Here is a 12,290-nt window from a genome sequence, read left to right as displayed (position 1 = left end):
GGCGTTTGCCGACCAGCATGCCCGCCAGCGGTCCGGCGCGGTATTCCCGCCCCAGCCAGGACAACCCCCGAACGATCACAACCGGCCGGCTGCCGCGCGACGCGGCCGGCCTGTTGGCGATTGCCCAACATCGACCGGCCAGGTGATGGTCGCGCCCAGACTCGCATCGTCGCGATGCACGGGGGGAAGGGCGCCGCGCGGAGCGCTCCCGGTTGGCATGACATCTGCATGGCGTGCTGCCAGCGGCTCGCCGCCTGGCCGTTCCTGCAACCGTCCTGCTCAAGGAGACCCATCATGACCACGCTCACCATCCGCGACCTTCACAAGTCGGTGGAACTCGATCACCGGGAAATGGCCAGGTTCCAGGGCGGCCGGATCAAGATCATCGGCCAGCATCCCGGCTCGCTGCTCACGTCCGCCGACGGCGACCCCGTTGGCGTGTATGTGGACGGCGTGCTGGAAAACTCGGTCGGCGACGGCTACTACCACGGCTGAGCGTCCAGCGACACATGAAGCGCGCGAGCGCTGCGGCGTAACTGGGGAGGCTGACGTGGACCCAACCTGGCTGGGTATGGCTGCCGGCACGATCGTGCTTGCGATCGCTGTGGCCGGCGTGACGGCGCACTACCTCCGTGAGCGCCGCCGCGCCGATTTTCTGCGCAATTTCGATCACCACGCATGGTGGCAGCGGACCCACGGTGCGGCCTGCGCTTCGGGTGGATTCGACACAGGCCGCTGGGCAGTGCAAACAAAAACGTGGCGGACACAACGAACGGGGAATCACGCCTCCATCAAGTAATGGAGGCCAGCGGGGGCGCGGGAAAATTTGCGGGAGCGTATTGAACCTGCGCATCGGTTCAAGCTTGTCGCACCCTACGTGGCAATCGTTAGAGGAACCTCATCATGAAATCTCTTGGTCAAACCTTCGTTATCCTCACCGTCATGGCTGCTCCGGTCGTCTCGTTCGCACAATCGAACAGCGCCGTGACGCCTGAGCAGGTCCGCGCCGAACTGGTTCAGCTCGAACAGGCCGGCTACCGCCCAGGCGATGGCGACAACACCAACTATCCAGCCGACATCCAGGCGGCCGAAGCCCGCGTGGCCGCGCAGAACGGCGCGAGCGGTTACGGCGGGATGGCAGGCAGTACGTCGACGTCCGGTGCACCCGCCGCCGGTGACAGCATGAAGCCGATTTACTTCGGTCAGTAACTCATGGTGTCGACGAGCCCCTTCCTCAGCATCGAGAGGGGCTCTTTTCGGGGCCTGCCGCGAAATGAGGGCCGGACTGACGAGCCCATTGCATGAAACCCGAAAACTTGCCAGGATTTTATATCGACCGGGAACGCGGTATGCTACGCACCTTTGAAAACGTTGAGCCATCGCTCATTGACTGACATGTGGTTCATGACGCCATCACTGCGCTATTTGAGCGTTTTCGCAATCTGTGCGTTATTCACAGCGTGCGGACAGATGGCGTCCCGGCAAGCCGCGTGCAAGGGCGAATCCTGTCATATGCGGCACGAGGTGGTGCAATCCGGCGAGGCATCCTGGTATGCGGAGAAGTTCCAGGGCCATGAGACCGCAAACGGAGAACGCTTCAACACCGGCGCATTCACGGCGGCCCATCGAACCTTGCCGCTCGGCAGCTATGTGCGCGTCAGATCGCTGGCGACCGGGAAGACGGTCGTGGTGCGCATCAACGATCGCGGCCCTTACGTGAAAGGCCGGATCATCGATCTCTCTTATGCCGCGGCGAGAGCGCTGGGGCTGACCGACGCACGGTCGATGCAAGTGCAGATCGAACGGGTAGGCAACGCGTCGAGCGCACAGACGGAATCCGACGGCGACGGAATCCTGACGACAGGAAGGTGACGTGAGGGGGCCGCGTCACGGCATGCTCCAGTCTCCAGATCCTCGACTTCCCCCCCTTCAACCAGGAAGAGCCCGCGCCTCACCCGGTGGTTTGCGCGGCGCTTGCGCTGCCCCGCCTGAAATGACCCGGCTTCAGCGCCACAACGGCCACGAGACTGAGCGCGATGCCGATCATCACATAGAGCACCGGCGCCAGCGGCGAGCCCGTGAGCATGATGAGCCAGGTCACGAACGTCTGCGCAAAGCCGCCAAAGATCAGGACGACGACGTTATTGACCACCGCGAGCGAGGTCGCGCGCGTGCGCTTGGGGAACATCGCGGCAAGCGTCGTGCAATAGACGCCGAGGAAGGTCGCACTCACCACGCCGATCACGATCTGCGCGACCAGCAGCCGCGAGACGGACGGCGCCGCCACGATCCACGCATAGAGCGGATAGATCGCCACCAGGTAGGCGCCCAGCGAGCCGACCAGCAGCGTCTTGCGGTCGTAGCGGTCGGATAGCGCGCCCGCGATCGGCGTGACGATCAGCATGACGATGGCCGCGATCATTTGCACCATGAAGCTTTCCGAAACGGGCAGCTTGAGCACCTGCTTCGCATAGGTGACGGTATAGCCGAACGTGACGTAGAACGTGACGGTGCTCGCCACCACCATGCCCATCCCGATCAGATAGTCGGACAGTCCGCGCTTGACGGCGGCCGCCTCCTTCGCGCGGGCGTGCGGCGTCGCGTGGATGCGCGCATAGGTTTCGCTCGCGTGGCGGCGCAGGTAGATGGTCAGCGGCGCGATGAGCAGGCCCACCGCGAACGGGATGCGCCAGGCGCCCGCGAGTTGCTGCCCGGGCGTGAACACCTGCGTGACCACCATGCCGAGCGCGGCGCCCAGCATCGTCGACATGAGTTGTCCGCTCATCTGCCACGAACCGTAGAAGCCGGTGCGATTCGGCGGCGCCAGTTCGATCAGGAACGCCGTCGAGGTGCCGAATTCACCGCCGATCGAAAATCCTTGCAGCAGTCGGGCCGCGAGCATCAGGAACGGTGCGGCGAGACCGGCCGTGGCATAGGTCGGCGCGAAGGTCATGATCGCGGCGGCCAGCGCCATGATGCCCATGCCGAGCGTCATGGCCGCCTTGCGGCCATATGTGTCGCCGTAGAGACCGAGCAGCACGCCGCCCACGGGCCGCATGAAGAAACCCGCGCCGAACAGGGCCGTGGTCAGCAGGATCGCGTTCAAATCCGCGCCCGCCGCGCCGTGCGAGGCCGGAAAGAACAGCTTGCTGATGATCGGCGTCATCGCGGCGAAGATGGTGAAGTCGAACCACTCCATCGCATTGGCCAGCACGGCGGCGACGATGACAGGCTTGATGCCAGGTTGAGTGCCCATCGGCTATCCCCGGGTATTGGTTGAAGGACGGTCCAGCGTTGGTCGGTCAGGAGGCGGCTACCGGCTCGGGAAACACGGGTTCGCCGAGATTGAGCATCAGGCGGTTCGCCCACGCGAAAATGGCAATCGAATGGATCAGGTCGAGCATTTCGGCGTCGGTTAGACCGGCCTCGCGCAATGCCTGCAACTGGGCCGCCTCGATCTCGTCCGGGCGCTCGGTCAGCGCGGCCGAGAAGCGGGCGATCGCCTCTTCGCGCTTTGTCGTGCCGGCGCTGTGAGGATCGGCGAACACCTGGCGGATCACGTCGTTGCGCCTGGCGAGCTGCTCGAAACGCTGGGCGTGCACCGACGCGCAATACACACAGCCGTTGAGCCGCGAAACCACGGTGGTCGAGAGTTCGCGTTCCGCGCGAGGCAAGCCGCCGGGCGCGTACATGATCGCGTTGAACGCGGCGGAGCGCTGCCGCAGGATTTCGGGCTGATGGACGAGAAACCGGTAGTAGTCCGAGACTTTTGCCTTGGGGTGGCTTTCCTCGAGAACGGCGATCTGACCCGTGGTGGCCTGGTCGAGGTCGACGACGTCGAGCCACGCGTCCCATTCGAGCGATTCGTTCGTGAAGCCGTGCGATCGGATGATGTCGCTCACGATGGGCGCTCCAGCTGCTTGAGGGCTTGCAGACCCGCGACGAGGCGCGTCTGGTACGACAGAAAGGCGATCAGCTGTGCGAGCGCGACGACGGCCGGCGTCGTCAGGCCGGCGGCGGGCAGCGTCTGCAGCGCGGCCTTGTCGCCGGCGACCGGATTCTCGATCAGCGTGCGCGTGAACGCGAGGATCGCGCGCAGGCGCGGCGCAGCGAGATCCTCGGGCGCGCCCGTTTCCACGGCGGCGAGCGTCGCCGCCGCGACTGCGTGAGCGGCCAGTTCGGCGCGGTAATGGGCCGCGAGCGCCGGGGAGGTCGCGAGGCGGCTCGCGTAGAGCGCGACGAGCAGCCGCTCGACCAGCGTGAGGCCTTCCAGCGTGGGGTCGAACAGCGCGTCGTAGCTGCCCTGCGTCGCTTCCACCACTTTGGCGCGCTGGTGCCGCAACGCATGCGTGGCCGAGTCGGGCGCCAGCCCGGCAACGCGATCGACGATGTCGTCAGTGTCGTATGTCATGGTCAACTCCGGAAAACGGCAGATTCACGCGCTCATTTCGCTTCGCGCTCGGCGAGGGCCGGAGGCGGTGGCGCGGGCGTCCATTCGTCGCCTTCGATTTCCGGCTCGGCGAAGGCCGCCATGTTGGCGTAATGCAATTCGACATCCTCGCGATAGAAGGTCGCGGCAAGCCCCTGTGCGAGCCGCTTCGCGCCTTCGCTGACCGCCGGAATATCGCCCGACAGCGCGCCATGCGAGAGCGTCGCGGGCGCGCAAAAGCAGTGGATGCGTTCGAGTCCGGGGCACGCGCCGGGCGCTTTTTCCTGGAATTCGAACACCGGTCCGAGGTCAGGCGAATCGGCAAGCTCGATGTCGTCGTCGCCGGCAGGCGTCGCAAAGCGGTCTTTCCACGCACGCACGTGGCGAGCAAACGGCGCGAATTCGGGGCGGCTCGCCAGATCGATGCGAAAGCCCGTTGCGAACACGAGGAAGTCCAGTGCGAAGTCGCCTTTCGGCGTACTGACGATGAGTCCGTCGTCTACCTGTTCGATGCTGGTGATCGGCGCACCGAGGTTGAAGCGGGCGTTGGCGTGGCGCGACACGCGCAGCGTACTGCCGCGTGGCGGCGGCACCTGCTGCACGTTGATGTAGTGGCGGATGCGCCACTTCCAGTCGTCGGACAGCGCGACATGGCCGTGCGTGAGGCCCGGATTGCCCGCACCTTTGCCTTTGTTGATGCGCGGAATGTCCGCGCGGCGGATCAGCAGATCGACCGAGGCCGCACCCGCTTCGAGCGCGGTGGCCGCGCTGTCCATCGCCGATGCGCCCGCGCCGATCACGCCGACGCGCTTGCCGCGCAGCGTGCCATAGTCCAGGACATCGGACGAATGGGCGTAGAAACGGCGCGGCAGATCGCGCACGAATGCCGGCAACGAAGGGCCGCCCAGGCCGTCGCGGCCCGTCGCGAGGACGACGTGGCGCGCATGGACGGTCTCGCTGCCGGCGGCGCTCGTGACGGACAGCGCGACGCTGCCGTGCGCGCCCGGCGTGATCGCGGTGACCCGGTGTTCGTTGCGCACGTCGATCTCGAGCACGTCGCGATACCAGCGCAGATAGTCCATCCATTGCAGGCGCGGGATCTTGTCGAGCGCGTCCCACGCCTGCCCGCCGAACTGCGCTTCGAACCACGCGCGGAACGTGAGCGAGGGCAGGCCGAGCGCTGGGCCCGTCAGCTGCTTCGGAGACCGTAGTGTTTCCATGCGTGCGGTGGTGGCCCATGGGCCTTCGAAACCGCGCGGCGACTGATCGTAGATGACGGCGTCGATGCCGAGATGACCGAGCGCGGCGGCCAGCGCAAGCCCGGCCATGCCGCCGCCCACGATCGCCACGTCGATCACGGGGCGGCCTTCGAGGGTGTGTGCGGGGATCCAGCGCTTCGCGGGCAGTTCGAGCCACGCGAGATCCTCGCGCAGACGGGCTTCGAGCGCGGCGAGGCCTGCACACGATGGGGTGGTCGGATTCATTACGGCAACGATTCGTTGGTGGCGGGCAGGTCGCCGTACAGCGACTGCAGGACTTGGGCGTGCTCGGCGCTCGCGCGCAGCGCGAAATCGGGCAGCACGGCGCGGGCGGCGTCGGCGAGCGCGTCGATGAGCGTCACGGCGATGGGGGGCAGCGCGATGGCGTCGCGCGAGATCACGCCGAAGAAGTACGGAATGTCGGCGTCGATCGGACGGATCGCGACGCCGGCAAGCGGCATGCCATAGGCCGTGACCGGTTCGAGCACCGAGATGCCGAGGCCGGCGCGAACCGCGGTCAGCGCGTTCATCGACGAATTCGTCTCGATGAGTCCCGCCGGCGACACATCGGCCTGCGCGAACGCGTGATCGAGCCGGCGGCGCAGGCGATACGGGTTCTGCATCGTGACGACGCGCCGGCCCTCGCAGGCCGACAGCGGCAGCCGCTCGGAGCGGGCGAGCGGATCGTCGTCGCGCAGCGCCGCAACGCACGCGGATTGTCCGATCCAGTGCACGACCACGCCGCGATGTTCGAGCGGCAGGCTCGCCACGCCGATGTCGGCCGCACCGGTGAGGACATCGTGCACGACCTGTTCGGGGGGCAGGCTGCGCAGCTGGATCGTCTGCGCGGTGACGGCGAGATCGGTGCGCGCGAGCGCGACGGGCACGAGGCCGGCGGCGAGCGCCGAGGTTGCCGCAATGCGCAGCGGGCGGCTTTCGCCGCGGCCGATTTCGCCAGCTCGCTTGTGTATCTGTTGCACGCCCGTCAGCACGTGCTCGACATCCTCGTAGAGCAGGATGCCTTGCTCGGTCGGCGTGACGCGCGGGCCGTTGCGCGTGAACAGCGCGTAGCCGACCTCGGTTTCGAGCTCCTGGATCAGCCGCGTGATCGCTGGCTGCGAGCGCCCCAGCAGGCGTCCAGCGGCGGTGACGCTGCCGGTCGTGATCACTGCGGCGAAGGCTTCGAGCTGGCGTAGTTCCATCTTCCGGTTGATGTTGGGATGCACAAGAATGCGTATTTCACATTCTGACGCTGTAAGAATGTGTTTTTCAAATAATTGATCTTTATATCGTTATTCCGGAAGAGCGGTTTCCTCTAACGCCACGGTTCTCGTGATGATGTGCACGGCAAGACTCGGCCACCGGTTCTCAAGTGTGTCCGGATGAAGAGGCGGTGGTACTGGGCGGTGGTCTTCGCTGAACGCGCGTCCTACACTCTACGGCGAACGGAAAAGGCGTCGCGCGTGGGCCCGGCGGCACCACCTGTTATCGGACAGCGAATAGTCACGGTTGCAATTGACGGCGTCCGGCCACGCTCCCCGCGTGGCGTTCAACTTCAACGGTTGAGCAAAGTCCCATAGCCGGTTTGCGCCGGCACCCCGAGCTCGGCTTGCCGCGTGGCGGTTGCCCTGGCAACCGCTGCATCCTCGCCGCGAACAGCAAAAGGCGTGCTCAGCGGGATATCGGACCAAAGTCTCATTGTTTTTGCCCTGGACGGCTACCAAACTTCACGACTACGAGTGCCGTGACCCTACGGCGCCGATACCAAAGCGCCGTGCGGCGTCCGGTGGCGCTTTCGAGCGCGCCGTATGCGCGGCACCCCAGCCAGAGAACAAGAAAATCATTCCGGTGTTCGCGCAATTCATCGGGGCGCGTTGTATCGAGGAAGTCATAACCGGCGTGAGCAATCGTCCGGGCGCGGCAAGTCGGCTGGCCCCGTCCTGTCTCGGCCGGCGCCGCGTCTTGCGTAGTGTGCAGAGTCTTGGCGATCCGTATCGCGAACAGTAAGCGGGCAACGCAGTGGTGACCATGGCGCGCGCGTACCGGGGCGATGCGCAGATCCGGCGCGTTGCGGGAGGCCATTCATGAGCGGACCGTTTTTTCCCGAGCATCGACCGTTACCCCGCGTTGCGGCACGCCGGGACCGCCTGCCGCTGATCTTCGTCGTTATTGCGCTGACGCTCTTCGCCGGCTGCAAGAAGGCATCGGGGCCGCCGGCGCTCGGCGCACCGGAAGTCACGGTGATGACGGTCACGGCTCAGGACACCCCGGTCCAGCTCGAGTTCACCGCGCAGACGCAGAGTTCGCGTGAAGTCGAAATTCGTGCGCGCGTGGACGGCTTTCTCGACCGGCGGACGTACTCCGAAGGCGACAAGGTGAAGGCCGGCCAGACGATGTTCCTGATGGATCCGAAGCCGTTTCAGGCTGCGCTGCAGACGGCGCGGGGCGAGCTTGCGCAGCAGCAGGCGCGGCTCACGGTAGCGCAGCAGAATCTTGCCCGCGTCAAGCCGCTCGCCGCGCAACAGGCGTTGAGCCAGAAGGATCTCGACGATGCAGTCGGCAACGAGAAGCAGGCCCAGGCCGCGGTGATTTCGGCGCAAGGGCAGGTGGAGACGGCGGAACTCAACCTCGGCTACACGACGATCAAGTCGCCCCTGGATGGCCTCGCGAGCTATGCAAGACAACAGGACGGCAGCTATCTGATCGCCAATTCATCGGGTCTCCTTACCTTTGTCTATCAGCTCGATCCGATCTGGGTGAACTTCAGCATTTCCGAAAACGAAATGCTCCACTTTCAGGACGAGATTGCGGCGGGCAAGCTGCTGTTCCCGCCGCACAGCGAATTCGTGGTGGCCGTGATCCTCGCCGACGGCACGGAGTTTCCGCAGCACGGCACCATCAGCTTCGCGAATCCGGCGTTCAGCACCGACACGGGCACGTTCCTCGTGCGGGCCTCGCTCGCGAACCCGAAGGGGACGTTGCGGCCGGGGCAGTTCGTGCGCGCGCGCGTGTCGGGCGCCACGCGGCCGAATGCGATCCTCGTACCGCAACGGGCGGTGCTGCAGGGCGCGAAGAGCCACTTCGTCTGGGTCGTGGACAACGAGTCGAAGGCCAAACAGCGAGTGGTCGACGTCGGCGACTGGAACGGCGACAACTGGTTCATCAACGATGGCCTGAAGGCCGGCGAGCGCATCGTGGTGGACGGCGCGATCCGCGTCGTGGCCGACGTGCCGCTCAAGATCGCCGGAACGCTCCCCTCGACGCAGACCGGAGGCAAGACGGTCGTGGAGAAGGGCGGCGCGTCGGCGCCACAGGTGAGCGGGGGCGAGCGAGCGACGGCGCCGGCCAAAACCAGTGCCGCGTCGCAGTAAGGGGCGACTCGATGAACATCTCGCACTTCTGCATCGACCGGCCCATCTTCGCGTCCGTCATCTCGATCGTGATTACGCTCGGCGGCGCGTTGACGATGCTCGCGCTGCCCATCGCGCAGTATCCGGACGTCACACCGCCGCAGATCACGGTCTCCGCGACCTACCCGGGGGCCAGCGCGGACGTCGTGGCGAACAACGTGGCCGCGCCGATCGAGCAGCAGGTCAACGGTGCGGACAACATGATCTACATGTATTCGTCCGGCTCGTCGACCGGCAACTACACGCTCAACGTGTTCTTCGGGATCGGCACCAACCCGGAGCTTGCCCAGGTCGACGTGCAGAACCGCGTGAACCTCGCGCTGCCGCAACTGCCGCAGCAGGTGCAGTCGCAGGGCGTGCAGGTCCAGAAAAAGTCGAACGCCTTCATGATGGTGATCGCGATCTACTCGCCGGACGAGCGCTTCGATCCGACCTATATCGCGAACTACGCGAACGTCTACGTGCTCGACACGATCAAGCGGATTCCGGGTGCGAACCAGTCATCGATCTTTGGCACTCCAGACTATGCGATGCGGATCTGGTTGAAGCCCGATCGCATGGCGCAGCTCGGCATCACCGCCGGCGACGTGCAGAACGCCGTACGCGCCCAGAACCAGCAGTTCGCGGTCGGCACGGTCGGCCAGGCGCCAACCGGCAACCCGGTCGAGCAGTCGTTCGCGGTGACCACCACCGGGCGGCTCGCGACGCCCGCCGAGTTCGACAACATCATCATCCGCGCAGCGAGCAACGGCGCGGCGATCGTCCGCCTGAAAGACATCGGTCGGGCCGAGCTGGGACAGAAGAGCTATTCGAACCGCACCACCTTCCAGGACAAGCCGGCGACGATCATCGCGGTCTACCAGCAGCCGGGCGCGAATGCGCTCGACGTCTCGAAGCAGGTGCGCGAGACGCTCGCGGAACTCAAGACTTCGTTTCCCGAAGGGCTCGACTATCAGGTCGCGATGGACACGACGGAATTCACGCGTGCGTCGATCGCCGACGTGGTCCATACGTTCTTCGAAGCGCTCGTGCTGGTGGTGATCGTCGTGTACGTGTTTCTGCAGAGCCTGCGCGCAACGCTCATTCCGGTGCTGGCCGTCCCGGTGTCGATCGTCGGCACGGCGATGGGGATGGCGGCGCTGGGCTTTTCGATCAACATGCTGACGTTGTTCGGGATGGTGCTCGCCATCGGCATCGTCGTGGACGACGCGATCGTCGTGATCGAGAACGTCGAGCGCAACATGACGGTCTTCAAGCTCAGTCCGAAAGACGCGGCCAAGCGGGCGATGGACGAGGTGTCGGGTCCGGTCATCGCGATCGTGCTCGTGATGTGCGCCGTGTTCGTGCCGGTTGCGTTCCTCGGCGGCATCACCGGACAGTTGTACAAGCAGTTCGCGATCACGATTGCGATCTCGGTGGTGTTCTCGGGCATCGTTGCGCTCACGCTCTCGCCTGCGCTCGCCGCCATCCTGCTCAAGCCCACGCACCATGAGAAAAAGGGCTTCTTTCGTTGGTTCGACCATCAGTTCGAGCGCATGACGGCCGGCTACGGGCGCGCCGTGCAGTTCATGATCCGGCGCTACGTGCTGGGCCTCCTTGTTTTCGGTGCCGTGATCGTGCTCGCCGTCATGATGGCGAAATCGATCCCTGGCGCCTTCCTGCCGCCCGAGGACCAGGGCTATCTGCTCGGCGCGATCGTCATGCCCGACGCGGCGAGCCTCGACCGGACCGCGGACGTGGGCGACAAGGTCACCGACTATTTCATGAAGCAGCCCGCGGTCAGCAGCATCACGATCGTGAACGGCTTCAGCTTGCTGGACAGCCAGAACAAGAACAACGCGGGCACGTTCTTCGTCGGCCTAAGGGGTTTCGACGAACGGTACAAGTTCTCGAACATCAGGGAGCAAAACGCACGCGCGGTGCTGATCAAGGCTTACGAAACCCTCTCGAAAATTCAGGAAGGCCTCGTCATCCCCGTGAATCCGCCGTCCATTCCGGGTCTCGGTACGACGGGCGGCAGCGAGATGTGGATCGAAAGTCACGGAGACGGCTCGATTCAGCAGCTCGCGGGCGTCGTGCAGGACTTGATGGCGAAGGCGAGGGCGCGCCCCGAGCTGACCGGCGTGACCTCGACGTTCAACGCGAGTTCGCAGCAGTTGCTCGTGAACGTCGACCGCGACCAGGCGGAGACGCTCGGCGTGCCGGTCGAAGAGGTGTACAGCGCGATGCAGACGATGTTCGGCTCGCTCTACGTGTCGCAGTTCAACAAGGACGCGCGGCTCTGGCAGGTGATCGTTCAGGCCGATCCGCACTACCGGCTCACGCCCGCCGACCTCGACCAGATCTATGTGCGCAGCCGCTCGAACAACATGGTGCCGATCAAGGCAGTGATGACTTACAAGTACGTCACGGGACCCGATCTGATCACGCGCTTCAACAACTTCCCGGCGGTGAAGATTACGGCGAACGCGGCGCCGGGCTACAGCTCGGGCCAGGTGATCGGCACCTTGAAGGAACTCGCCGCGCAGATGCCGCCGGGCTACGCCGTCGGGTGGAGCGGGGAGGCGTTCGAGGAGATCAAGTCGGGCTCGACCGGGGGGCTCGTGTTCGTGTTCGGGATCGTTATGGTGTTCCTGATCCTCGCCGCGCAATACGAGAAGTGGTCGCTGCCACTCGGCGTGCTCATGGCGGTGCCATTCGCCCTGTTCGGCGCGCTGCTCGCGATCCTGCTGCGCGGCCTGAACAACGACGTGTACTTCCAGATCGGGCTGACCATGCTGATCGCGCTCGCCGCGAAGAACGCGATCCTGATCTTCGAGTTCGCGGTCCTGAACCGGGAGAGCGGCAAGACGCCGTACGACGCCGCGCTCGTCGCCGCGGAAGAGCGTCTGCGGCCGATCGTGATGACGTCGCTTGCGTTCATCCTCGGCTGTGTGCCGCTCGCCATTGCACTGGGCGCCTCGCAAAACAGCCGCCATTCGATCGGCACCGGCGTGATCGGCGGGATGCTGGGCGCAACGGCGATCGCCGTGTTCTTCATTCCGATGTTCTACTGGGGGATCGAGTCGCTTGGCTCGCGCAAGGGCGGCGACAAGGAAACGCCCACGCCGGATAGCGGGACGCCGCCACCGGCCTCGGGCGGCGCTGGCTCGCCGACCGTCACGCCGTCCGCGCGGCACGAGGGCGACTGAC

At 65.4% G+C, this 12,290-nt stretch carries 10 protein-coding genes and 1 pseudogene; 6 read left to right on the top strand and 5 right to left on the bottom strand.

Going from position 1 to position 12,290, the window contains the following annotated elements; genetic code table 11:
• The first annotated feature begins 294 nt into the window (after window positions 1–294).
• From AB4Y42_RS31435 to AB4Y42_RS31420, 4 genes and pseudogenes are all read left to right on the top strand, one after another.
• The gene (locus tag AB4Y42_RS31435; protein ID WP_368686882.1) at window positions 295–495 is read left to right on the top strand and encodes a hypothetical protein; all 201 of its coding nucleotides are present in this window, start codon (window positions 295–297) and stop codon (window positions 493–495) included.
• 55 nt (window positions 496–550) lie between these two features.
• Entirely contained in the window at window positions 551–799 is a 249-nt protein-coding gene (locus AB4Y42_RS31430; protein ID WP_368686883.1) for a hypothetical protein, read from the top strand.
• 104 nt (window positions 800–903) lie between these two features.
• Window positions 904–1,209: a DUF4148 domain-containing protein gene (locus AB4Y42_RS31425; protein WP_368686884.1), complete on the top strand. Its 306-nt coding sequence runs from the start codon at window positions 904–906 to the stop codon at window positions 1,207–1,209.
• Between the two features lie 321 nt (window positions 1,210–1,530).
• Window positions 1,531–1,872: pseudogene (locus AB4Y42_RS31420) on the top strand (septal ring lytic transglycosylase RlpA family protein); the annotation flags it as partial.
• Between the two features lie 79 nt (window positions 1,873–1,951).
• Here AB4Y42_RS31420 and AB4Y42_RS31415 read toward each other — a convergent pair.
• The 5 genes from AB4Y42_RS31415 to AB4Y42_RS31395 are packed head-to-tail and all read right to left on the bottom strand — an operon-like array spanning window position 1,952 to window position 6,890.
• Window positions 1,952–3,256, bottom strand: coding sequence for an MFS transporter (locus AB4Y42_RS31415; RefSeq protein ID WP_368696346.1), 1,305 nt, complete (start codon window positions 3,254–3,256; stop codon window positions 1,952–1,954).
• A 46-nt stretch (window positions 3,257–3,302) separates the two neighbouring features.
• Window positions 3,303–3,902: a peroxidase-related enzyme gene (locus tag AB4Y42_RS31410; protein WP_368696345.1), complete on the bottom strand. Its 600-nt coding sequence runs from the start codon at window positions 3,900–3,902 to the stop codon at window positions 3,303–3,305.
• Window positions 3,899–4,411 (bottom strand): CMD domain-containing protein, encoded by a 513-nt coding sequence (locus AB4Y42_RS31405; protein ID WP_368696344.1) that lies wholly within the window; start codon window positions 4,409–4,411, stop codon window positions 3,899–3,901. The genes AB4Y42_RS31410 and AB4Y42_RS31405 overlap by 4 nt, the downstream gene beginning before the upstream one ends.
• Window positions 4,412–4,443: 32 nt before the next feature.
• Entirely contained in the window at window positions 4,444–5,913 is a 1,470-nt protein-coding gene (locus AB4Y42_RS31400) for an NAD(P)-binding domain-containing protein (RefSeq protein ID WP_368696343.1), read from the bottom strand.
• Window positions 5,913–6,890 carry a LysR family transcriptional regulator gene (locus AB4Y42_RS31395; protein ID WP_368686889.1) on the bottom strand — a complete coding sequence of 326 codons (978 nt, stop codon included), beginning with the start codon at window positions 6,888–6,890 and terminating at the stop codon, window positions 5,913–5,915. Before AB4Y42_RS31395 ends, AB4Y42_RS31400 begins: the two co-directional genes overlap by 1 nt.
• Before the next feature lie 882 nt (window positions 6,891–7,772).
• On the opposite strand from AB4Y42_RS31395, the gene AB4Y42_RS31390 reads away from it, so the two are divergent.
• Together AB4Y42_RS31390 and AB4Y42_RS31385 are read left to right on the top strand one after the other, a co-directional pair.
• A complete protein-coding gene (locus AB4Y42_RS31390; RefSeq protein WP_368696342.1) occupies window positions 7,773–9,059 on the top strand; it encodes an efflux RND transporter periplasmic adaptor subunit in 1,287 nt (428 codons plus the stop codon).
• 11 nt (window positions 9,060–9,070) lie between these two features.
• A complete protein-coding gene (locus tag AB4Y42_RS31385) occupies window positions 9,071–12,289 on the top strand; it encodes an efflux RND transporter permease subunit (protein ID WP_368696341.1) in 3,219 nt (1,072 codons plus the stop codon).
• Window position 12,290 lies beyond the last annotated feature (1 nt).

Origin of the sequence: Paraburkholderia sp. EG286B, assembly GCF_040965655.1 — a bacterium.
Taxonomy (GTDB): domain Bacteria; phylum Pseudomonadota; class Gammaproteobacteria; order Burkholderiales; family Burkholderiaceae; genus Paraburkholderia.
Note: the sequence above shows the minus strand (reverse complement) of the source record. Positions and strands in the feature narration are given on the sequence as shown.

What these genes read in the sequence shown, in the direction of transcription:
- AB4Y42_RS31415 (WP_368696346.1), bottom strand. Translation starts at nt 3,256, where the DNA reads ATGGGCACTCAACCTGGCATCAAGCCTGTCATCGTCGCCGCCGTGCTG.
- AB4Y42_RS31425 (WP_368686884.1), top strand. Translation starts at nt 904, where the DNA reads ATGAAATCTCTTGGTCAAACCTTCGTTATCCTCACCGTCATGGCTGCT.
- AB4Y42_RS31405 (WP_368696344.1), bottom strand. Translation starts at nt 4,411, where the DNA reads ATGACATACGACACTGACGACATCGTCGATCGCGTTGCCGGGCTGGCG.
- AB4Y42_RS31390 (WP_368696342.1), top strand. Translation starts at nt 7,773, where the DNA reads ATGAGCGGACCGTTTTTTCCCGAGCATCGACCGTTACCCCGCGTTGCG.
- AB4Y42_RS31385 (WP_368696341.1), top strand. Translation starts at nt 9,071, where the DNA reads ATGAACATCTCGCACTTCTGCATCGACCGGCCCATCTTCGCGTCCGTC.
- AB4Y42_RS31435 (WP_368686882.1), top strand. Translation starts at nt 295, where the DNA reads ATGACCACGCTCACCATCCGCGACCTTCACAAGTCGGTGGAACTCGAT.
- AB4Y42_RS31400 (WP_368696343.1), bottom strand. Translation starts at nt 5,913, where the DNA reads ATGAATCCGACCACCCCATCGTGTGCAGGCCTCGCCGCGCTCGAAGCC.
- AB4Y42_RS31395 (WP_368686889.1), bottom strand. Translation starts at nt 6,890, where the DNA reads ATGGAACTACGCCAGCTCGAAGCCTTCGCCGCAGTGATCACGACCGGC.